22 protein-coding genes are annotated in these 20,420 nt (G+C 61.3%); 12 read left to right on the top strand and 10 right to left on the bottom strand.

Annotation, left to right across the window (positions count from 1 at the left end; genetic code table 11):
* Positions 1–6: 6 nt before the first annotated feature.
* Positions 7–672 carry a TetR/AcrR family transcriptional regulator gene (locus C7T36_RS23015; protein WP_052683541.1) on the bottom strand — a complete coding sequence of 222 codons (666 nt, stop codon included), beginning with the start codon at positions 670–672 and terminating at the stop codon, positions 7–9.
* A gap of 119 nt (positions 673–791) precedes the next feature.
* On the opposite strand from C7T36_RS23015, the gene C7T36_RS23010 reads away from it, so the two are divergent.
* A complete protein-coding gene (locus tag C7T36_RS23010; protein ID WP_084702815.1) occupies positions 792–2,186 on the top strand; it encodes an MFS transporter in 1,395 nt (464 codons plus the stop codon).
* A 256-nt stretch (positions 2,187–2,442) separates the two neighbouring features.
* Here C7T36_RS23010 and C7T36_RS23005 read toward each other — a convergent pair whose 3' ends face one another.
* Both C7T36_RS23005 and C7T36_RS23000 read right to left on the bottom strand, forming a co-directional pair.
* A complete protein-coding gene (locus tag C7T36_RS23005; protein ID WP_239654733.1) occupies positions 2,443–2,892 on the bottom strand; it encodes a hypothetical protein in 450 nt (149 codons plus the stop codon).
* A gap of 877 nt (positions 2,893–3,769) precedes the next feature.
* Entirely contained in the window at positions 3,770–4,228 is a 459-nt protein-coding gene (locus tag C7T36_RS23000; RefSeq protein ID WP_045067761.1) for a hypothetical protein, read from the bottom strand.
* A 147-nt stretch (positions 4,229–4,375) separates the two neighbouring features.
* Here C7T36_RS23000 and C7T36_RS22995 point away from each other — a divergent pair, with 147 nt between their 5' ends.
* Positions 4,376–4,789, top strand: a complete 414-nt coding sequence (locus tag C7T36_RS22995) for a recombinase family protein (protein WP_052683540.1) — start codon at positions 4,376–4,378, stop codon at positions 4,787–4,789.
* 103 nt (positions 4,790–4,892) lie between these two features.
* Here the strand turns inward: C7T36_RS22995 and C7T36_RS22990 are convergent, their stop codons facing one another.
* The 4 genes from C7T36_RS22990 to C7T36_RS22970 all read right to left on the bottom strand — a co-directional run bounded on the left by C7T36_RS22990 (position 4,893) and on the right by C7T36_RS22970 (position 8,093).
* Entirely contained in the window at positions 4,893–5,201 is a 309-nt protein-coding gene (locus C7T36_RS22990) for a hypothetical protein (protein ID WP_045067760.1), read from the bottom strand.
* A 484-nt stretch (positions 5,202–5,685) separates the two neighbouring features.
* The gene (locus tag C7T36_RS22985) at positions 5,686–6,270 is read right to left on the bottom strand and encodes a hypothetical protein (protein WP_045067759.1); all 585 of its coding nucleotides are present in this window, start codon (positions 6,268–6,270) and stop codon (positions 5,686–5,688) included.
* A gap of 134 nt (positions 6,271–6,404) precedes the next feature.
* Positions 6,405–6,767 carry a hypothetical protein gene (locus tag C7T36_RS22980; RefSeq protein ID WP_239654732.1) on the bottom strand — a complete coding sequence of 121 codons (363 nt, stop codon included), beginning with the start codon at positions 6,765–6,767 and terminating at the stop codon, positions 6,405–6,407.
* 384 nt (positions 6,768–7,151) lie between these two features.
* On the bottom strand, positions 7,152–8,093 hold the full coding sequence (locus C7T36_RS22970) for an alpha/beta fold hydrolase (protein WP_045068098.1): 942 nt from the start codon (positions 8,091–8,093) through the stop codon (positions 7,152–7,154).
* 110 nt (positions 8,094–8,203) lie between these two features.
* Between C7T36_RS22970 and C7T36_RS22965 the strand changes: the two genes are divergently transcribed.
* Together C7T36_RS22965 and C7T36_RS22960 are read left to right on the top strand one after the other, a co-directional pair.
* Complete coding sequence (locus C7T36_RS22965; RefSeq protein WP_045067758.1) at positions 8,204–9,226, top strand: YafY family protein; 1,023 nt, start codon at positions 8,204–8,206, stop codon at positions 9,224–9,226.
* Entirely contained in the window at positions 9,227–9,847 is a 621-nt protein-coding gene (locus C7T36_RS22960; RefSeq protein ID WP_045067757.1) for a YdeI family protein, read from the top strand.
* Between the two features lie 99 nt (positions 9,848–9,946).
* Here the strand turns inward: C7T36_RS22960 and C7T36_RS22955 are convergent, their stop codons facing one another.
* Positions 9,947–10,567 (bottom strand): class I SAM-dependent methyltransferase, encoded by a 621-nt coding sequence (locus C7T36_RS22955; RefSeq protein WP_045067756.1) that lies wholly within the window; start codon positions 10,565–10,567, stop codon positions 9,947–9,949.
* Positions 10,568–10,710: 143 nt separating this feature from the next.
* On the opposite strand from C7T36_RS22955, the gene C7T36_RS22950 reads away from it, so the two are divergent.
* Together C7T36_RS22950 and C7T36_RS22945 are read left to right on the top strand one after the other, a co-directional pair.
* Entirely contained in the window at positions 10,711–11,433 is a 723-nt protein-coding gene (locus C7T36_RS22950; protein ID WP_045068095.1) for a hypothetical protein, read from the top strand.
* A gap of 36 nt (positions 11,434–11,469) precedes the next feature.
* Entirely contained in the window at positions 11,470–12,129 is a 660-nt protein-coding gene (locus C7T36_RS22945) for a response regulator transcription factor (protein WP_033232028.1), read from the top strand.
* 12 nt (positions 12,130–12,141) lie between these two features.
* Here the strand turns inward: C7T36_RS22945 and C7T36_RS22940 are convergent, their stop codons facing one another.
* On the bottom strand, positions 12,142–12,834 hold the full coding sequence (locus C7T36_RS22940) for a hypothetical protein (RefSeq protein ID WP_045067755.1): 693 nt from the start codon (positions 12,832–12,834) through the stop codon (positions 12,142–12,144).
* Positions 12,835–13,064: 230 nt separating this feature from the next.
* On the opposite strand from C7T36_RS22940, the gene C7T36_RS22935 reads away from it, so the two are divergent.
* From C7T36_RS22935 to C7T36_RS22915, 5 genes are all read left to right on the top strand, one after another.
* Positions 13,065–13,628, top strand: coding sequence for an FxsA family protein (locus C7T36_RS22935; RefSeq protein WP_033232029.1), 564 nt, complete (start codon positions 13,065–13,067; stop codon positions 13,626–13,628).
* 18 nt (positions 13,629–13,646) lie between these two features.
* Complete coding sequence (locus C7T36_RS22930; protein ID WP_033232030.1) at positions 13,647–15,245, top strand: amidohydrolase; 1,599 nt, start codon at positions 13,647–13,649, stop codon at positions 15,243–15,245.
* A complete protein-coding gene (gene lnt, locus C7T36_RS22925) occupies positions 15,235–16,836 on the top strand; it encodes an apolipoprotein N-acyltransferase (protein ID WP_045067754.1) in 1,602 nt (533 codons plus the stop codon). Before C7T36_RS22930 ends, lnt begins: the two co-directional genes overlap by 11 nt.
* On the top strand, positions 16,829–18,136 hold the full coding sequence (locus tag C7T36_RS22920; protein ID WP_033232031.1) for a TerD family protein: 1,308 nt from the start codon (positions 16,829–16,831) through the stop codon (positions 18,134–18,136). Before lnt ends, C7T36_RS22920 begins: the two co-directional genes overlap by 8 nt.
* A 120-nt stretch (positions 18,137–18,256) precedes the next feature.
* Positions 18,257–19,054, top strand: a complete 798-nt coding sequence (locus tag C7T36_RS22915; protein ID WP_033232032.1) for a hypothetical protein — start codon at positions 18,257–18,259, stop codon at positions 19,052–19,054.
* Between the two features lie 404 nt (positions 19,055–19,458).
* Here C7T36_RS22915 and C7T36_RS22905 read toward each other — a convergent pair whose 3' ends face one another.
* Positions 19,459–19,797 carry an RNA polymerase-binding protein RbpA gene (locus tag C7T36_RS22905; protein WP_033232034.1) on the bottom strand — a complete coding sequence of 113 codons (339 nt, stop codon included), beginning with the start codon at positions 19,795–19,797 and terminating at the stop codon, positions 19,459–19,461.
* Between the two features lie 201 nt (positions 19,798–19,998).
* Between C7T36_RS22905 and C7T36_RS22900 the strand changes: the two genes are divergently transcribed.
* Positions 19,999–20,340 carry a hypothetical protein gene (locus C7T36_RS22900; RefSeq protein ID WP_033232035.1) on the top strand — a complete coding sequence of 114 codons (342 nt, stop codon included), beginning with the start codon at positions 19,999–20,001 and terminating at the stop codon, positions 20,338–20,340.
* Positions 20,341–20,420: the final 80 nt, after the last annotated feature.

Genomic DNA, 20,420 nt, shown 5'->3' with positions numbered 1-20,420 from the left:
GTGCCGTTAGGCCGGGCTACGCAGGTATCCGTCGATGAGTATGTCGAGACCTTCGAGATAACCATCGGTCGTCGTCCCGGCCGGCCAGTCTTCGAGCACCTCGTTGAGTACGGGTAGTTCCGCGGGCCCGATTTCTCGGATCTTGATCGCAAGAGGTGACACGCTGCCTTCGGGTCGCGCGCTGTCGTCATAGTTGTTGAGCAGTGCGCCGAGCGTGTAGTTCCACAGCGCTCGGTAGACCAACAGTGCGCGGCGTGGAGACATGCCCAGTTCGACACACGCGGCCATGGCTCGATCGACCAGGACGACGGCGCCGCTCCCGCCGCGCCCGCCGCGCTGAAGCAACTCGATGATCCAGCGCTCCGATGCCAGCGTTTCGAAGATCGCGGTGAAGATCAAGCGAATCCGCTCGACCTGATCCTGTGGCAGGACCAGCGAACCGAGGTCTTGTGAGTACGCATCGAGAACCGCGCTGATCAGCTGTTCCTTGTCGCCCACGTGCCGGTACAGCGCCATCGGTGTGGTGCCGAGCGACGTCGCCAACGCTCGCATGCTCAATGCGTCGGCGCCGCCGGACTGAAGTTGCCGTTTCGCCTCTTCGACTATCTGCTCCGACGTGATCGTCGGGGGACGTCCGAGCCGCGGCGATCTCGGTTCCATCTTTTCGGCCATGCATCGATTGTGCGCGCCCCTGCTACGGCGCTCTCGCCCGGGGAACCTCTTGCATCTCGGTCGACAGCAAGGTAAACCTAACTACTTATGAGAACATGTATACAAATGAGGTGCCTGCAATGACAACATCAACACGGGCGGTAGCCGCGCCTGCCCTGGTCCTCACAGCCGCCGCGGCAGCACAGTTCCTGGTCGCCTTCGACATGTCGGTCATCAACGTCGCGCTACCCGACATCCAGGAATCACTGAACTTCTCCGACGCCGGGCTGTCCTGGGTCGTCAACGCGTACGCCCTCGCCTTCGGCGGATTGCTGCTTCTCGGCGGCCGACTGTGCGATGTGATGGGCACTCGCCGGGTTCTGGTCGCCGGACTTCTGCTGTTCGCCCTCGTCAGCATCGTCGGCACCTTCTCGGTGTCCGCCGAGATGCTTGTCGGCGCTCGGGCACTTCAAGGCGTCGGCGCTGCGATGATCGCGCCGGCCGGGCTCGCCGCCCTCAGCCAGGCCTTTCCCACCGGACGCGCCAGGGCCAAGGCATTCGGCATCGGCGCAATGTCATCAGCACTGGGCGGTGCACTCGGTGTAGTACTGAGCGGCATTTTGACCGAAGGACTCAGTTGGCGATGGGTGATGTTCGCCGGCGCACCGGTGGCCCTGATCGCCGCAGTTGCCGGTACCCGCGGCCTGCCTGCCGGCCAAGCCGCTAGAGGCGGCTCCCTAGATCTCCCCGGCGCCATCTTGGCGACGGCCGGAATCACCGCCCTTGTCGGCACCGTCATCGCCACTGAATCACATTCCTGGACTTCGGGTTACGTGCTGGGTGGATTCGCTCTCACGATCGCCCTGCTGACCGCCTTCGTCGCGGTCGAAAGCCGCTGCGCCACACCACTGGTACGACTGTCCACCCTCCTTCGGCCCCGAATCGGACTGGCCAACGCCATCATGTGCCTGGTGTGCGCGGCACAGTTCAGCGCGTTCTTCTTCGTCTCGCTATTCCTGCAACGCGGACTGGGCTATTCGCCGACCACCACCGGTCTGGCGTTCCTGCCCTTCTGTTTCGGCCTGGTCATCGGCATCCTCGCATCCACCAAACTCCTTCCACGCTACGGAGTTCGGCCGCTACTCGTAGTCGGAACAGCGGTCGCAGCACTCGGGACTTTCATCTTCTCGACCATGAACCTCGACAGTCCCTTCTGGGCTGTCATCCTGGTGCCTTCGCTTCTGGCGAGCATCGGCATCGGCCTGTCGTTCATGCCGCTCAGCAACGTCGCCACCGCCGACGCTCCTCCCGAAGAAGTCGGCATGGCATCCGGGCTGCTGAGCACGTCGCGTCAGATCGGCGGTTCACTCGGACTAGCCGTTCTCGTGAGCGTCGCCGCGTCCTCGACGGCACGCTCGGACAGCGCGCCGACCGAAGCACTGGTTTCCGGATACTCCCAAGCCCTCTTCGTTTGCTCCGGCCTACTGCTGGCCGGCACCCTCCTGTCCTTCTTCTTCCCACGAATGGATCGTTGACCTCAGATGTTCACCACCCGAACCGCATTCGGCATCGTCTCGGCGCTCCTCCTCGCCGTTGCCAGTGCAAGCGCGTGCAGCAGCTACTGAGAACTTGATCGACGACGACCTGAGGCTCGAGAACTGACTTCACTTCCCGGCGAGTGATCTAACATGGCGTGGGAACCGATCAACAGTAAGTCCGAGGCATCCCAGCGCGGGGACGCAACTGAACGTTGTGTTGACGAATTTATGAAGATTATGTCCTGCGGTGCGGTCAGGAAGAGGGTGTTGGTTGCTTTGAGGATTGTTGGAGGAAGGGGCGCGGCCAGGCACTTAGAGCAAGCACGGCGAGGGTTGTCTGAATGATGCCGGTGGCGAAGTAGATGCCGTGCAGCGGCGACCAGACGAGGATGATGGCGATTTCGACGAAGACCCAGATCATCATGATTAGGCCGGCCGCGGCGTGTAGACCCCACGCCAGTGCGAACCTGCCGTACTGAGCAACGAGCGTGGTTGCCTGGCTTCCGCCGACGATCACGCCGAGGATGATGCCTGGCCAGAAGTAGGAAGTGAAGATGGTTCCTTGGATCCATTCCGGAGGGAGGCCGAACCCGCCACCAATGGTTAGTCCAGCCATTCCGAGGAGGGCGGAGAGCAGGTTGAACCATGCGACGACGGACAGGCTGATTCGGAGCGGGCGCGGAGGGAGCGGCGCTGGTTTCATGACTGTCACGATAGAATAATGCCGCTCATGCGACGCATCCGCTATTTAGTGGGTTGGTTAAGTTGCCGTGGCTGTAGCTCATGTTCCGATTGATCCACTGGTTTTTATTGCCGCTCAGGGCATTTCGGGTGTCCGGCAGGAGAAACTATCCAGTTTGTCGATGGTCAAAACGAACACCCAAACCCGTAGAAATGATCTGAGAGCGATCCGGTTAAACAGGCCAAAACGTGGTGCCGTGGCTGTGGCTTCACAATGTTCGGGGCAGATTGTGCGCTTGCTCGTCCGGCATCGTCAGATTCGTGATTGCCACGTAGGTGTCGGGAGCGTAGGTGTCGGGCAGCGGGTTTCCGCACGTCCCGTCAACGGGAAGAGCGGCCCTTGCTGAGTTTCCTGCGTCATCGACCAGCCACATAACGGGAGTGGGAATTGTGCCGTCGGTAGGGCATTCGCCGAACCACGGTCATTTGGTCGAAGCGCGACTAAGTTAAGTTGCTCGACTACCGCGACGAAGTTGCCGAACCCGCTGGTCTGGCGCATAAGTGCGCAGCGGCAATCGTCGGTGTACCCGCTGAATTCGCACACCACTGCCGACGTCGGGCTCAGCGAGGACAACACTGCGGATGCCATGCATGTGGGCTGTCCGATCGCCACTCCAAGCGGTACTGGTGCCGGATTTCGTCGTTCGTCGAGCACTCCGAAAAACATTGCTCCAAGAGCAAGGAGATTTGCACAGGTCCCGGGCGCTCTCAACCACGTACGCAATCGCCGCATAGCTCACACTATGGGCAACTACTGGCATTGAACTGATATCCCGAACGCCACACCAGGGGAGTGCTAATGACTGAGACGGTAGGGGGATTCGGCTATGTGCCGAATCCTATTTTCCAGCTGATGCAACGTCATCGTGAGCGAGGTCCTCATGTGTGGCCGCGGGGTAGTACACGGATGCTGCGCCGAAGGAAATGGCTGAGATTGTCAACGCAGGCCAGGCGATACTCCACCCATCGGCTCCTGCAACGGAGAGCGCAGCAGTGACGATCATCGCGACCACCACAGCCGTCGACGTTGCGAATGCGAGCCGCCACGTCGTCGGTGCCGCGGCGCGGACGTGTCGCTCGCCGACCGCGAGGACGCCCTTCCCCGTCATGATTGCTGCCATTCCCAACAGCCCGCCGGCAGGCAGCGAGCACAGCGACCCCAGGCAGATCGCGGTGAGAACACTACTGACATCACTGGAATCTGCGAAGAGAAGCGCGAAGTAACTTCCGAATACAGTTCCCACGACCAGCGGCCACGCCATCGCTCGGCTCTGCCAGGAAACGTCGGAACGAGTCATACCGCGACGATACCGATCGGGTGGCAACGTCCACCTCGAATCACCTGACGATCAAGCCGCGTGCCAAATAATTCGGTAAAAAACGTGCCAAATAATTTCGGGAGTCACAGGTAAATAGGGGTTTCCGGGACCGATCACGTCCTCGATTTGCAGAGTGACGCTCTGGCGGCCATTCGATGTGATCGAGGGTGGGAAGAAGCGGCGAGTGGCGCCAAGGACGATCGCCCGGTCCTGCTCGATCTACTCAGTCACCTTCGGGCCGGTGACACCCTCGTCGTCTGGCGACTGGACAGGCTAGGTCGGTCACTCAAGCATCTGGGCGAAACTGTCGAGGACTTGCAGCGGCGCGGCGCGGCTTTCCGCTCGTTGACGGAGTCGACTGACACGTCATCGGCCGGCGGAATGCTCATCTTCCAAATCTTGGGCGCCTTAGCACAATTCGAGAGGACGCTGATCCGGGCGCGCACGGCGCAGGTTTGGCGCCGGCTCGCGCTCGTGGTCGTATCGGCGGGCAGCCCAAGCGAATTGACCCAGCGAAAGCTCGTATCATTCGTCAGGTGATCTGGATTGGCACACCCAGGATGGAGATCGCGAAGGTCCTTGAGGAACGCGACCACGTCAGGGTCGGCGTTGCCGGGGTTGGCCAGGTTGGTGCTCACTCAGCTCACTTGGTGGTCCCGTCGCCTCCACGCTGTCGACCCCTATCAGGGTTGATGTGGAGTCGAACGCCCTTATAGGCGACTGTGTACGGCACATCGTCGTCGTTGTCCGGGTCGCCGGAGCCCGCAGGGTCAGGCAGTTCCGCGATCTGCTCGATGACGATCTGTGCTCGCGCCGCACCGGGATCGAACATCTCCTGAAACGGCCCGACGAACGACCCCCCAAGGCCGCGGCTCTTCGCCCGGACCGCCGCCCACCAGAGCAACGGCAACGGGCCGAACATGGCAAACAGCAGTAAAAACCCCAGTCCCATGTCCACGAGCGTACCGACCGACCGCTATCAAACGGGCTCACGTCAGTGCGACAATCCCGGTACGGTTCGGTGTCCGCATGGTGTCAGGAGGAATGTTTCACGTTTCGAATACTGCACACCGCCAATCGACCTCTTAAGTCGTCACTGATCAGTTCAGCCTGGAAGTAATGACTGATGATCGCAGGTCGCTGGATCTGGTTCTTCCGTTGCCGTGGGAATGGCGAATAGCGTTGTCGAAAGCAATCCCTTGCGAACTCGTCGGCGTACAGCGCCATCGGGTTCTCTCTGACTGGTACACGACGAAGCCCGCCGACACCCGGAGATATCGAGTGGCTTCCAAAGAGTCGGTGGCCGTCTTGCGCCTCTCGGCACCCCGTCGAGGTGCCGCTATTCGATACAGATGCATCAATGTTGTATCTGACTGAACGGGAACCGAGTCGGGTTAACGGCACACTCGATAGACGGTTTTGCGCGTCGATGTTGGTCAGACTGATTCTGCGCTGTTTGCTGACTCGACGAACCGCGACCAGTACGGGACGCTGATAGTTCGGGGGGAGAGTGCCTTTCGGCCCTGTCCGGACAGCAACTCGTTGGTGAGGTATTCGAGTAGGTTGGCCCCGTAGTAGATGATGTCGGTCTGCCACACGGAGAACACCGGTGATTCTGACGGTGAGGGCGCGGCGGGGGTGAAGCGGTGCGCGTAGATCGGAATGAGGCGCGGCCACCCCCTGAGTTCTCGGCGCACCGTTGTGGCTATGTCCTCGGTTGAGGAGGGCAATGTGCCCCACGATGGCGGCCAGAACGGCGGACTCTGATGCAGTGCATCCCATATGAATCCTTCGGCAACACTATCTAGCCATGTCTCCAGCTCGAGGTCGTCGCCGTTTCGCCAGTCCGGCCAGCGGTCACCGAGCGGTAAGGCAGTGGCGAGCAGGCTACGGTGATCCGGATTGAAGTGAAATCCGAAGCGTTCGTGGACAGAGTCGAATTCAGATTCGGTTAATCCGGGGCCGAGTTCGATTCCGGCGTCGTTGAGCAATGCCGCTGCTTCGCGCCCGATGAGTGCCATCCGAGGAGTTTCGCAGATATCCACGAAGACCGGGAATACTGCACGTTTCGAATGTGGCACCTCCTCCAGTCACAGTGGAGGTAATCCGCTCTATAACCAGTCAGTCATCCTCGACAGACGGTTGATCTGCTTCCTCAGTGATGCGGGTACTCGCGGACAAGTTCTGGATGTTTGGCACGCAGATAGTGGCCGCTCAGTGTGACGCGTTCTGCTGCCAACCACGCCCATGCCGACCTGTCCCACTCGGCCAGTTCGGTAACAATGTCCGCGACAGTGACTGTGCCACTCTCACTTTCGCGCAGAACGACAGTGGGATCGTCCCAGTCGATTTCTGCGGCCTCATTGTCCAGTGTCCCGTGCGCTGCGATGACGGCGAGGTCCATATCTTCCGAAAACGTTCCGAATTGGACTTGGCGCTGAAAGTCGTTGTCCGCGACCATATCAAAGTCCAGTGCCGCGACTAACCAGCGGCGAGGATGGAAGAGCTTGGTTCTCACGAAGACTTGATCGCAAGAGATGGAAAGTATTCGAATCTGTGGTCCGAGCGCTGCGGCGCGGTGGGATGGCGGATCAACACGGCTCGACCGAACAACGGCAAGCCGACGTCAGAACAACGTCGATCCTCGGGGAATCCCGCGCGACGATCGATGAATTTCGTGTCGATCACGTCACGCCCTGGCGCGAGGGCAGTTCGGCGACCGTGACTGTGCGCGGGCGATCGTCGATCGGCTCCCGTTCGGCGGCAACATCATCGAAACCGACTCGCGCATGGCCGAGCTCAGCAATCCGCCTGATCCATGCACCAAGGGGTCCAGATCAAGCCGCCTTACCGGATCTGAATGAGATTGACATATTTCCTGAGGCGCCACCTAGCGTTGAAGCTATGTTGCATCCTGCCGTTCCAGCCAGTTCAAGATTGCTTGGTTAGTTTCCTTGGGCCTTTCTTGTTGGATCCAATGACCGCAGTCAAGATTGACTACTTCTACGTTGGGCACGAACTCTGTCAGTTTTTCAGACTTCGCGATGGCGTCGCGGTCGCCGTAGATCATGAGTGTGGGCTGTTGGATGATTGGGTTCACGTCTGCCAACACATGCCAGTTGCGGTCCAAGTTTCGGTACCAATTGATACTGGCCGTGAATCCTGTCGATTCGAAGGCGGAGACGAAAACGGCCAATTCGCTATCGCTCATCAGAGGCTCACCGAGCGGCGTCTCTGCTCTGGCGAGATCGATCAGCGCCATACCCGGCTGAGGCTCCCTGAGGGGTTCGTTCTTCCGGTACATGTTGCGGAGGAACCGGAAGGTGTTGTCTTCGAACACGGCGTCCGCGACGCCCGGCTGTCGATTGAAGTGGACGAAGTAGAAGTCACCGCCAAGCACGGCTTCCATGAACTCAATCCAGGGCTGCTCTCCGCGATCCTGGTAGGGCAAGCTCAGGTTGATCACTTTGTTTACCCGGTCCGGGTGCAACAGGGTCAGGCCCCACACGACAAAGGCGCCCCAATCGTGACCGACAAAGGTGGCATCTTCGTAGCCGTAGTGATCGAGAAGTGCGATGAGATCACCCGCCAAGTGTTCAATGTCATAGTCCGTCACTTCGATCGGACGTGATGAATTGCCGTAGCCGCGCTGGTTCGGGACGATGACGTGGTAGCCCGCCTCGACAAGGGCGGGCACCTGGTATCGCCAAGAATAGGCGTGCTCTGGCCACCCGTGACACAGCACGATGGGTTTCCCGGCATTGTGTCGCCCTGCTTCGAAGACTTCGAGTTCCACGCCGTTGACTGGGATAAGGACGGGCTTGGGGAAGTCGGATGGATTCACGGATTCTCCTTTGGGTTGATTACCGATCGTGTGTGTGGAATGACCGGTTGCCCCGACGATAGGGAACATTGCGGACACATCGTGTCCTCGATTGTTGGCACACTGAAGAAATGCGGAACGATCCAACAGGTAGAGCGCTGCAGCTGCTGTCGCTCCTGCAGACTCATCGTTTCTGGCGCAGCGCCGAGCTCTCCGCACGACTCGACGTCACGGAGCGAACGGTGCGCCGCGACGTTGATCGCCTCCGCGACCTCGGCTATCCGGTCGATTCCACGTCGGGAAAATATGGGGGCTACCGACTTGCAACAGGCGCACACGTGCCGCCCCTGGTTCTCGACGATGACGAGGCCGTCGCGGTAGCCGTCGGGCTACGCTACGCCGCTGAGGCAGCCATCGACGGCATCGAAGAAACGTCGCTGCGCGCGCTGACGAAAATCGAAACACTCCTGCCTCATCGCCTGCGCCGACGTGTGTCGGCGCTACATTCGAGCGTCATTTCGATGCGGCGGGTGGACGACAACGACATCGTTGATCCCGAAGCACTCAGTGTGCTCGCCGCGGCATGTCGCGACCATGAGCATGTGCGTTTCGACTATCGGCGAGGTGATGGCGAGAGCAGCAGACGGTTGGTCGAGCCGCACCAACTTGTCACGGCAGGACGACGTTGGTACCTCCTGGCATGGGACCAACATCGTGGTGACTGGCGAACTTTTCGGCTGGACCGACTCTGGGAGCCCCAGCTGGCGGGCAGTCATTTCACACCACGCGAGATTCCGGGTGGTGATGCGGCTGGCTTCGTCGCGAGCTCACTCGGCTCGTCGCCCCGTCACCTCGATGCGAAACTCGTCATCGAAGCCACGTTCTCCGAACTCGAGGGTGTGCTCCGATGGATTGACCACACACCAATCGAGTTGGGGCCGAACTTCAGTGTGGTCGAGATCCGCGGTGAAGATCTCGGCCGGCTCGCCATGACGGTTGCTCGCATTGCGCTCACCGCTCCAGTGACAGTCATCGAACCAGCCGAGCTCGCCGACACCGTAAGGCAGCTCGCCATTCACCTCAGAATCTCGCCACCATGCCGGTCCCTCGTCTATCGAGATACGTGTCCGTTTCGCTCTGAGCCAGGAGGATAAATGACCACTTCGAAATCGCCGCCACCGGTCTCCGCCCACCCCCCAACGTGGAAATTCGACTACCCGATCATCCATGCCGAGACTCGGGAACAGTGGCGAACTTGGCTGACGCACAACCACAAATCGGCCCGAGGTGTGTGGTTGTGCTCCTGGCGCAACACCGCCGGCCGTCAACGCTGCCCGTACCCCGAGGCCGTCGAGGAAGCCATCTGCTTTGGTTGGATCGACTCCACCAACACCATCCTCGACGAAGAGCGTGGCTTGCAATTGTTCACGCCGCGCAGACCCAAGAGTTCTTGGACCCGGCTCAACCGCGAACGCGCAGCCGATATGGAGGCGCGCGGTCTCATGACCGACGCTGGGCGCCACGCCATTGCTGCCGCGAAAGCCAACGGCTGGTGGACGATTTCCGACCAAGTAGAAGACCTCGAGGAACCGTCTGACTTGAAGGCGGCGCTGGATCGAGACCCGCGAGCTCGAAGCAACTGGGACGGTTTTCCGCCCAGCGCCCGTAAACAGATGCTGTGGTGGATCGTCAGTGCCGCTCGAGACGCAACACGGGCAAGTCGAATCGCCCATATCGTCTCCGAAGCGGCCATCGGTCAACGTGCCCGCGGCTGATCCGCAATTCGCTCGTGCCCGGAGCGAAGCCGTAGCGAGCTTCGGATCACTCGGCGACGCAACAGGTAGCGCCGCACAAGTCCTGGTGCCCGGAGTCAGTCAACCTGTGGGCCTGGCAACGCCGAGGGACAGCGCGCCCATGATTTTTGGTACACCCTTCTGATAGAAGGTGTCGAGGGCGTGGATCTCGAAGCCCGCGGTTTGCACGAGCGTCGGGATCTTGCGCGTGAGATGGCAGCCGCCTGCGACTGCTTTCTGGATCGGTTCGAAGCGGTGCTGCCAGCGTTGCACTTTCTCGTCCGGGGCAAGACCGTGTTCAACGAAATGCAGGGTTCCGCCGGGCTTGAGAACCCGTCGCACCTCGCGCAGCGCGGCGCCCGCGTCGGGGATAGTGCACATCGTCCACGTGGAGAGTGCGGCGTCGAAGGTGTTGTCGGGGAAGGGAAGTGACTGCCCGTCGAGTCCGGAGCGCTCGACGGGCACGGGTGACGCAGCGAGCCGTGTGTCCGCTAGTTTCCAGCCGAGGTCGGCGGGTTCGACGGCGCTGACCGAATCGATGGAGTCTGGGTAGAACGGGACGTTGAGACCGGATCCGAACCCGATCTCGACAACGCGACCATGCAGGTCGGCGCAGACTCGCTTGCGCGAGGGTTCGGTCAGCGACATCCCGCAGGTTGCGTTCACCAGTCGCGGAACGATGTGATCCTCGTAAAACCTCATGTCAGCCTCCCCGTTGTGTGGTTGCTGTACATCCAGCATTCCAGAATCCCGACGAATGTTGCACTGGCGACTTTGCAACGCGCTGGTGCCGATGTTGAAACGGGGTAACCGTCGAACGGGGACGGATTCGGAGAGGACAGATGATGACTGACAATCCACGATCAATTGCTGAACGCACCAGAGAGGTTCCCCCGGGTGACGGACAGGAACGATTCGCCGGCTACGGGGTGATGGGACAACCATTCGCTAGTGGCCACTACTTGGCGATGCGGCATTTTCCCGCCAGCTCGGTCGGTGCCGGGTACGACTCGGTGTGGCATCGAGACCCCGACGGACGTTGGATCATTTACAGCAGCAACTCGCCCGAGAACAGTTGCGCCCGATACTTCGGCTCGGATCTCGCCGACGCGCGAACAGCGGACATCAAGGTGACGTGGACGGGCCCGTCCGCCTTCACGGTCAGGGTGGACGAGACACTCGTGTGGGAACTCGACGTGGGCCGATCTGCGGCAACCGCCGTGATGACGGGCATGGGCAAGCTGATGCCTGGCGCGATGTGGCGCAGCGATGGCGTGATGTCCGCGATGGGACGGGCCGCTGGACCTGCGCTGGGTGTCGGCCGGGTGAAACTGACCGGGACCACCTCGAACGGTCAATGGTTCCGAGCGAATCCTCGGATGTTGTGGACCGTCGACCGGAGTCGAGCGAGTTTCGACGGGGTCGATATCGGACCGCCAGGTCCGCTACCTGTGCAGGCACGTCTCGGAGATTTCTGGCTGCCGCAGAAGGGGATGTTCGTCGTGGGCGAATCCTACTTCGAGCCCTACGACGCCACTCGACATCTGCCGGCCCATCCGAAAGGCTGAGTCGCATCAGCCCGGTCGGCCCGATAGGTTTACGCGGTGCCTATCTCCGTGCTGATTGTCGATGACCAGGAACTCATGCGTATGGGGCTCAATATGGTCCTCGCGGCACACGAAGATATTTCAGTGGTCGGTGAAGCCGGGGACGGAGCGGCTGCGCTTGCCTCGGCGATCGCACTGAAGCCGGATGTCGTGCTGATGGACGTCCGAATGCCGATTGTCGACGGCGTCAGTGCAACCGAGCAGATTCTGGCGTCGGGGATCGAATCGCGTGTTCTTGTGATGACGACGTTCGATCTCGATGAACATGCACTCGGTGCGTTGCGGGCAGGTGCCAGTGGGTTCCTGCTCAAGGACACTCCACCCGAGGACCTCGTGTCCGCAATCCGCAGTGTTGCGGCCGGCGATGCTGTTGTGTCACCCAAGGTGACGCGAAGATTGTTGTCTCGCTTCATCGTCGACGGTCCGGCGCCACGGCGAGATCCGATCGTTCTGGACGTGTTGACCGAACGTGAACGGGAAGTGCTCAGCCATATCGCGGCGGGGCGATCCAATACGGAGATTGCCCAGGAACTGTACTTATCGGAGTCGACGATCAAGTCTCATGTGGGACGCATCCTCACGAAGCTGGATCTTCGCGACCGCGTGCAAGCTGTCGTGCTGGCCTACGAGACCGGGCTGGTGACTCCGGGCTCGTAGGCCGATACGAACTCAGGCGTCGAAGGAGCCGACCGTCGGAAGCACGATGCAGGACTTTCCGTCGGTGTAGTCGACCTTGCCGAATATCGCGGCCAGGACCTTGCCGTCACCGGTGTCGACGACCTTCGACAACAGGGGAGTGTCCACGACCGGGAGGGTCTCGTCCAGAGGAACAATTCCGCCCTTGAATGTGCTGGTGTTGATCCACGCGACACTCAACTCGGACGTTTTCGGAATCCCCACGTATGCGGGAATGGCCTGGAAGCGAAGCTGGTTGTCTTCCACCCACGGTGGCAGCGGGTAGTTGGGGCCGGATTGTGCCGTTGCCAGCGTCACCGTCGCCATCTGTCCGTCGAGCCCGCAACCAACCGTCGGTGCGGGATACATGAACGGCGCCGGTGTCGTGAAGCCGAGATCAACGCCCAATGCGTCAGCGATCTGGTCAGCTGCCGCCGTGCCGATCAATTGATTCAATGCAGCGGTTGCCTCGGGCGAGATTGCGCCGGCTTGATCGATCAGTGCCGCGAGGTCGGTGGGCACATTGATCTCGATGGGCACCGTGAACTCGGCAGGTGCCTGCGGATCTGCCGCCGCAGAACCGGCTCCGACCAGGGCAGACCCTGCAGTCAGGGCTACGACGGCGGCAGCGCCGGCCAGCGCAGCGGGTAGACGCCGGGAAAGTCTGTTGCCGGGGAGTCGGCTCATGTCGGGCTCCTTCACGTTCACTAGGTCCGCTGGAAAGCGGGTGAAACGACTTGACCACACACAGAGTCTAAAGGTCAACTTTAGGGTTAGATCGTTAGCGGAGCGTTAGTTAACGTCGCGCACACCCGGCGTGGTGGGGAAGTGACTCACTACACAGGCAATGTCGGGCGCTCGGGAGAAAAACCGAACCGTCGTGCGTTGTAGTGGTAGACCGTCTGAAAGGGGACGTCATGATCGCCGCCATGTTCCTGCTTTACGTGATCGTCGAGATCGCCGCACTTGTCATCGTGGGCAACGCCATCGGCATTGCCTGGACAATTCTGCTGTTCCTGGCCGGTTCACTGGTCGGGATGGTGCTCATGCGTTCGCAGTGGCGAAAAGTCATGGACGGATTCCGCAAGGCAACGCGAGGTGAAGGTTCACCGTCGCTCGCCGTGGCAGACGGCGCGCTCGTTGCTACTGGTTCCGCGTTGATGTTCGTTCCCGGTCTTGTCACATCGGTCCTGGGTCTGCTCCTACTGATTCCCCCGACCCGTTGGGCACTGCGTCCTCTTGCTGTCCTCCTGGCAGGCCGGCGGGCAGCGGCGTTCGCAGCGGGCGGTGACGCCTTTGCAGGCACCGTCGGATACGCAGCCCGGATGCGTGGAAACGGTGAGGTCATCGACGGCGAGATCATCGTCGAAACACCTACCGCGACCACCGAATATGTGGCCAGCAACGGCAAGGAACTTGTCCTTGAGGGTGAGATTCTCGACACGGATACACCCACCCGTTCGCGGGGGCCGCAGTACTAACAGGCAGACTTGGCGCTCGTGACTACTCGATTGCTGGTCAACGGCCGGATCTACAGTTCCTTTGCACCTGACGCGACTTCGCTCGCCATCACCGACGGCACCGTCGTCTGGGTAGGTGACGAACGCGCCGGACGCGCATTGCATCCCGGCGCCGAGATCGAAGATCTGGACGGTGCGTTTGTCACTCCCGGTTTTGTCGATACTCACGTCCACATCACTGCGCTCGGATTGTCCATAGTCGGACTTGATCTTGTCGGCGCACAGTCGCTCGACGAATGCCTTTTGCGTGTAACGGCATTCGCCGACGCCAATCCCGACGCCGTCATCTGGGGGCACGGTTGGGACGACACCGAGTGGGCCGATCAGACTGCGCCCTCGACGGCTGACCTTGATGCCGCAGCACCGGGGCGCAAGGTGTACCTCTCCAGGATCGACGTGCACTCGGCAGTGTGCTCGAGCACGCTGCGGGACGGGATCGATGGACTGGCAAACGAGGCCGGTTACTCCGCCGACGGCCCGCTGACTTTCGAAGCCCACCATCTCGCCCGCGCCGCCGCACGCAACCTCCTCACGGCAGATCAGCGCGCCGCCGCCCGCACCGCCGCTCTCGATCTCTGCGCCTCACGCGGAATCATTGCCGTGCACGAGTGCGGTGGCCCGGATATCTCCGGCCTCACCGATTTCCAGGAACTCCTCGCCCACGATCACGGCGTCGAGGTCCGCGGATACTGGGGTGAGCACGTCAGTACCGCGGAGGACGCTCGAGCGCTCCTCGACAAGACCGGCGCGCACGGACTCGGCGGTGACCTCTTCATCGACGGTTCGCTGGGATCGCACACTGCGTGGCTCGCCGAACCCTATGCAGATCAACCGGATTCGACCGGAAACGCCTACTTGGGCGTCGACGCCATCGCGGCGCACGTACGGGCATGCACCCTCGCCGGAATTCAAGCCGGGTTCCATGCAATCGGTGATGCCGCCGTCTCGGCCGCTGCGACGGCATTTCAGCAGGTTGCCGACGAACTCGGCGGACCCAAGGTCGCCGCACTGGGTCACCGTCTCGAGCACGCCGAAATGATGTCTGTCGCCGACGCCGAAACCTTTGCCGCGCTCGGCGTCATTGCCAGCGTCCAGCCGGTCTTCGACGAATTGTGGGGCGGCACCGACGGCCTGTACGCGACGCGACTGGGCGGCGAACGTGCCGTTGCACTCAACCCGTTTGCCCCGGCCGCATCCAAGGGCGTATCCCTCGCATTCAGTTCCGACGCACCGGTCACTCCGGTGGAACCGTGGGCTATGCTCCGCGCCGCAGTGCATCACCGCACCGACGGAAGCGGCATCTCACCTCGAGCGGCCTTCTCGGCCGCAACCCGCGGCGCCTGGCGCGCCGGTGGAGTCCGCGACGGCGCGGCCGGAACACTCAACCCGGGTGCGCCGGCGTCGTATGTCATCTGGGAAGCGGGAGACCTCGAGGTAAGCGCGCCGGCCGACTCGGTCCAGCGATGGTCGACCGATCCGCGCTCGCGTGTCCCGGCGCTACCGAGTCTCGACGCCGACGCGCAGGCACCGGTGTGTGTTCGATCGGTGCATCGTGGACGCGTCGTTTATGAGCGTTGAGTCACCCGCCGGGCAGCGGTCTCGGATAACCGAGATTCTGACCCGTTCGGTGTGGTTGCGGTCGCTGTACTCGGCAGCGGGTGGATATCTGATCTTTGTGGGGTTTCCGCCGCGGCCTCTGTGGTTTCTCGCACCGGTGGGCATTGCACTCCTCACGTGTGTGCTGACGAACTTCGGCCGCGGGGGACTGCGGCTGCGAGCTGGATTCGGATACGGCTACCTGGCAGGTCTCGGCTTCCTGATTCCACTACTACCGTGGATCGGGGTATTTGTCGGCGCAATGCCGTGGATCGCCCTTGCCGCCGTGGAGTCACTGTTCATCGGATTGTTCGGGCTCCTGGCAGTTTTGGTGTCTCGGTTACCGTGGGCTCCGCTCTGGATTGCCGCAATCTGGTCATTGACCGAATGGCTGCGCTCCAGTGTTCCGTTTGGCGGATTCCCTTGGGGCAGGCTTGCTTTCGGCCAGTCCGAAGGTTTACTGCTTCCGCTGGCCAGCCTCGGCGGAGCGCCGCTGCTCAGTTTCGGGGTGGCCCTGACCGGCACCGGTTTGGCTGCCGTAGCTATTGCCGTTGCAGGCAAACGCTGGGACAGGGGATTTGTCGGAGCGGTTGCCGCATCCGTCGTACCTGTTCTGCTGGCTGTTGCCGTGGCGCCGTTCCTCGCAACCATGGACTCCGGCGAGAAGACGATCACCGTCGCGGCAATTCAGGGAAGCGTCCCGCGGTTGGGGTTGGACTTCAATTCCCAACGCAAGCAGGTGCTCGACAACCATGTTGCCGAAACTCTGAGGCTTGCTGACGAGGTCGACGCCGGACGCGTCAAACAACCCGACATTGTCATCTGGCCGGAAAACGCCTCCGACATCGATCCGCTGCGCAACGTGGACGCAGCAGCCGACATCACTCGCGCTTCCGTATCGATCGGTGCGCCGATCCTGGTCGGTACCGTGCTGGTCAACGCCGACCGGACAACCACGAACTCCGTGATCGTCTGGGACGGAAACAAGGGTCCGCAGGAACAGCACGACAAGAAGATCATCCAACCGTTCGGCGAGTACCTGCCGTATCGCGATTTCTTCCGGAAGTTCTCCGAGTACGCCGACCGCGCCGGCAACTTCGTACCCGGCGACGGCAATGGCGTTGTCCACGCCGCGGGTGTGCCCATCGGCATCGCCACCTGCTACGAAGTGGCATTCGACCGGGCATTCCAGGAATCAGTGCGCAACGGAGCGCAACTTCTTGCCGTACCGACCAACAACGCCACTTTCGGCGATACGGAGATGACGTACCAACAGTTGGCGATGTCGCGAGTTCGTGCTGTCGAACACGGCCGAGCCGTGGTCGTCGCAGCTACCAGCGGTGTCAGCGCCATCATCTCGCCGGACGGTTCCGTCACGTCGGAAACCGACTTGTTCGTACCCGAGTATCTGGTTGCGGATGTGCCGCTGTCGACCGACACCACCCTTGCAACGAAGCTTGGCCCCGCGCCCGAGGTCGTCCTGTGCCTCCTCGCTGCGGGCTCAATAGTGATAGCAGTAATTTCCCGACGACGTGAACCCTCCCTTCCCGAAACAGGAGAGAGCAATGACTGACGTAACCAAGGGCTCGAAAACCGATCTGGTGGACGCGAGCTACACCATCGCGCTCGACACCGGAAGCATTCGTGGTGTGGTGGATATCGCGGCAGTTCTGCTCGGCGCCGACGGGAAAGTCCGAACCGACGACGACTTCGTTTTCTTCAACAACCCGAAAGCCCCCGGCGTTGCACTCGTTTCGGACGAGACGATCACCATCGACCTCGCCGCTCTGCCTGCTGATGTTCACCGCGTGTTGATGACCGGCAGCACTGAAGCGCAGGGAAAGAACTTCTCGGATGTCACTTCCCTCCGCGTCGACGCCCGTGGATCGTCGCAGCAGTTGTCTTTTGTGCCAACAGGTTTGACTACCGAAACGGTGCTGCAGTTGGTCGCCTTGTATCGCCGCGGCGCGGGTTGGCGTCTCGACGCCGTCGGACAGGGATACAGCGCCGGATTGGCGGCCTTTGCCGCTGAACACGGTATCGACGTCGATGACGACGAGCCCGCTACTGTTGCGGCTCCTGAAGCACCCGTAGCCGCTCCCGCCCCCACCATCAGCTTCGAGAAAGTCTCCGTCAGCCTCACCAAGGATTCACAGGACAAGACAGCGCGCATCGACCTGCGTAAAAGCCAAGGCGATCCCAGTTGGGTGTTGACTGTCGGCTTGGAATGGGATGGGCGCGGGGCGACGTACGACAAGAACGGCAAGGTCAAGAAGTACGGCGAAGGAGACCTCGACGTCTACTTCTTCTGCCGCAACGAGGAGACCAACGACTACGTCGTCATCAGCGGTGAGCCGAACCATCGAGGTGGACTCGAAACCTGGCCGCACATCTACCACTACGGAGACAGCGCCGGACCGGGCAAGGGGAAGAAGCCGGCCGTCGAGCAGGTTCGTGTGCTGCCCCACGAGAACGGCGATCTGCTGGTCAACGTTTATCAGAGCGTGGACAACGGGGCCGGTGCAATCGATTCGTTCGGCAATCCTCGCGTCGCCATTCGGTACGGCAAAGCCGGTAAGGACGGACTCCCTGGTTCGGACGCCGACGAGATCCTCGTGTACGTCGGCAACGGCAAGAACTCGTTCTGGGCGACCGTCGCGCACATCGATGTGCAGGACGGTGTGCTGACCGTCGACGGGGAGACGCGCTACAGCCGAACTCTCAGTGAACGCATGCCCGGTCTGGACGCCGACGGTCAGTGGGTGCAGCGCCCCAAATCAGGCCCGACCGGACGCAGCAAGAAAGCGAACAAGGGCGTCGGACTGGACAAGTACTCCGGGCCGTGCGATTCGGGGCGTAAGAAGCGCCGTTAGGGGCAAAGCCCCTGTGCGCCTTTCTGGTAGCCCCCACTACCAAAAAGGCGCACAGGGGGCTTCGCCTCCTTCATTATCGGGTATTCGCCTTGACACCTAGTCGAGCAAAGGGCGTTTCCTATGATTGAAGATCAGAGTGTCAGCCGTAAGACGAGCGTTGTCGATGCTGTTCTACGGTCTCCACTTGCGGGATTGTCCCCGTGGATTCTGCTCTCGCTATTGTCCGGACCAGGACGATTCGAGGAATCCGCTGCAGCGGCGCTCGGACTATCTCTGCTGATACTGGCCGCAAATCATCGGCGGGGCGGCACTCTGAAACTGCTGGAACTGTTCGATGTCCTCTTCTTCGGCATACTCGCAGGAATTGGACTGTTCGCATCGGCAAATACGATCGAATGGTTCGAATTGTGGGGCGGTGAGCTCACCAATATCGCGCTTGTTGTCTTCGCTTTCGGATCGATACTGCTGCGCAATCCGTTCACCATGCAATATGCAAAGGAATCCACTCCGGAGGAGTACTGGACCACTTCGCTTTTCTTGCGGATCAATTACGTCATCACCGCGGTCTGGGCGCTGGCCTTCACCTGGTCTGCGATTGTCGGACTGATCGGTGACGCAGTGCTGGGCGACAGCGGCAATTTCTGGACCGGTTGGATTCTGCAGTTGGCTGGCACGTTCTTCGCTATCTCGTTCACCGAGTGGTACCCGAGCTACGCCCGGAGCAAGGCCGGCCAAGCACTCGGGTTTCCGGTCGAGCCGCCGGAATCGATTGCTCGACTGTTCGATTTCGTGCCAGTTTTCGTAGCAGTCACCGGCATGGCGGGACTGGTGACGGATTCGACGACGGTCGCTCTGGGCGTCGGGTTGATCGTGGTGGGGGCGGCGGGATACGTGGCGATGCGTCGCTGGACCGCGTAGGCGCAATCGGCGAAGGAGCTGGGCCCCTTTTCCTCGAGTGAGCATGGTTTTCTGGGCGCTGGAGCCTGTGCTCACTGAGCAGAAACTGTGCTCACTCGCATACCGGCCGTACTCCATCCGTGACGTTTGGCAGCCGAGCCGTCAGGGGATACAGCAAACACTGGTACAGATATCCGTGCCGATGGCTTTCCCTGCCGAACAGTGCGAGGAAGGCTACCGGCACGGCGCTTGTCTGATCGATGAAAACTGCTGAGCGGGAACGCTTTCGGATGACATCGGCGTCGAAGAAGGGTTCGTGGACAATGACTGCAACACAAGGACCACATCGGCATCGAATGCAACGAGAAAGACCGCCCGGCACCTGGCCGGACGGTCTTCGACGTGCACATTGTGGTGCTAGTGCATCACGCTCCGCGGCGCTTGGCCTTCAGGAGATCGAGACGCTCTTTCAGAAGTTCTTCGAGTTCTTCGACGGAACGACGCTCGAGCAGCATGTCCCAGTGGGTACGCGGCGGCTTGACCTTCTTGGCTTCGGGCGCAGTGCCCTCCATAAGGGAACCCTCGAGGCCGTTGCGGCACATCCACGTACCGGGGATCTCGGCGTCGTCGGCGAACGGGATGTCAAAGATCTCACCGTTGTCGCACTTGTACTTCGCCATACGACGGGGGGCGAGGTCATGGTCACGGTCGGTCTCGTAGCTCACAGCTCCGAGTCGGCTACCTCGAAGTACGCGATCTGCCATGGTGGTGTCCTCTCTTCGTTCGTCACCGCTGGTGGGCGCCCGGTGTTGGGGAGTAGACGCTCACACTCATCTACAACGCCACGAGCACCGGATTGGTTCCCGTGTGGCGAGAAGACGCAACCTCCCCATCTTACCGGGTCCCGCGCGCTCGCATCCGAGCGGACATCGAGGGCGTCTGAATCTCGAGTAAAGTGTCATCTCATGACCTCGAGCACGCGCCCCAGAAGCGCCGGTAGTCCTTGCGCGTGGTGCGGTCGTGGCGTAGCGGCAGTCGGCGTCGGCCGTCGCCGCCGGTACTGCTGCCAGTCGTGCCGCCAGCGTGCGTACGAGCAGCGTAATGCGGTGAAGGGCACCAGCGTTCCCGCGGACGCGGTCATCCTGACGGCCACCGAGGCCGTCGAGTTGGTGGACCGAATGTTCGAAGTTCGTTGCGCTGCTGAAGACGTTGCCACTGCTGTCGCTGAGGGCGCCGATACTACCGAGCTACTCGCCTTGTGTGAGCAGCTGACGGTGCTCGCACGCGAGGCCGAACGTTTTCGATGAACGCCTGATTTCTTTCGATCGACGAGGTGTTTCGATCCTCCCCGTCTGGGCAATCACTTTGTAGCTGTGTGCGCGCCGCC

Source organism: Rhodococcus sp. AD45-ID (genome assembly GCF_003023755.1).
In the GTDB taxonomy this organism is placed as follows: Bacteria; Actinomycetota; Actinomycetes; order Mycobacteriales; family Mycobacteriaceae; genus Rhodococcus_F; species Rhodococcus_F globerula.
Note: the sequence above shows the minus strand (reverse complement) of the source record. Positions and strands in the feature narration are given on the sequence as shown.

Coding starts and splice junctions, on each gene's coding strand:
- C7T36_RS22905 (WP_033232034.1), bottom strand. CDS start 19,797: ATGGCAGATCGCGTACTTCGAGGTAGCCGACTCGGAGCTGTGAGCTAC.
- C7T36_RS22960 (WP_045067757.1), top strand. CDS start 9,227: ATGACCACTTCGAAATCGCCGCCACCGGTCTCCGCCCACCCCCCAACG.
- C7T36_RS22915 (WP_033232032.1), top strand. CDS start 18,257: ATGATTGAAGATCAGAGTGTCAGCCGTAAGACGAGCGTTGTCGATGCT.
- C7T36_RS22935 (WP_033232029.1), top strand. CDS start 13,065: ATGATCGCCGCCATGTTCCTGCTTTACGTGATCGTCGAGATCGCCGCA.
- C7T36_RS22990 (WP_045067760.1), bottom strand. CDS start 5,201: ATGGGACTGGGGTTTTTACTGCTGTTTGCCATGTTCGGCCCGTTGCCG.
- C7T36_RS22955 (WP_045067756.1), bottom strand. CDS start 10,567: ATGAGGTTTTACGAGGATCACATCGTTCCGCGACTGGTGAACGCAACC.
- C7T36_RS22965 (WP_045067758.1), top strand. CDS start 8,204: ATGCGGAACGATCCAACAGGTAGAGCGCTGCAGCTGCTGTCGCTCCTG.
- C7T36_RS22985 (WP_045067759.1), bottom strand. CDS start 6,270: ATGGCACTCATCGGGCGCGAAGCAGCGGCATTGCTCAACGACGCCGGA.
- C7T36_RS22900 (WP_033232035.1), top strand. CDS start 19,999: ATGACCTCGAGCACGCGCCCCAGAAGCGCCGGTAGTCCTTGCGCGTGG.
- lnt (WP_045067754.1), top strand. CDS start 15,235: ATGAGCGTTGAGTCACCCGCCGGGCAGCGGTCTCGGATAACCGAGATT.
- C7T36_RS22940 (WP_045067755.1), bottom strand. CDS start 12,834: ATGAGCCGACTCCCCGGCAACAGACTTTCCCGGCGTCTACCCGCTGCG.
- C7T36_RS22950 (WP_045068095.1), top strand. CDS start 10,711: ATGACTGACAATCCACGATCAATTGCTGAACGCACCAGAGAGGTTCCC.
- C7T36_RS23000 (WP_045067761.1), bottom strand. CDS start 4,228: ATGACTCGTTCCGACGTTTCCTGGCAGAGCCGAGCGATGGCGTGGCCG.
- C7T36_RS22920 (WP_033232031.1), top strand. CDS start 16,829: ATGACTGACGTAACCAAGGGCTCGAAAACCGATCTGGTGGACGCGAGC.
- C7T36_RS23010 (WP_084702815.1), top strand. CDS start 792: ATGACAACATCAACACGGGCGGTAGCCGCGCCTGCCCTGGTCCTCACA.
- C7T36_RS23015 (WP_052683541.1), bottom strand. CDS start 672: ATGGCCGAAAAGATGGAACCGAGATCGCCGCGGCTCGGACGTCCCCCG.
- C7T36_RS23005 (WP_239654733.1), bottom strand. CDS start 2,892: ATGAAACCAGCGCCGCTCCCTCCGCGCCCGCTCCGAATCAGCCTGTCC.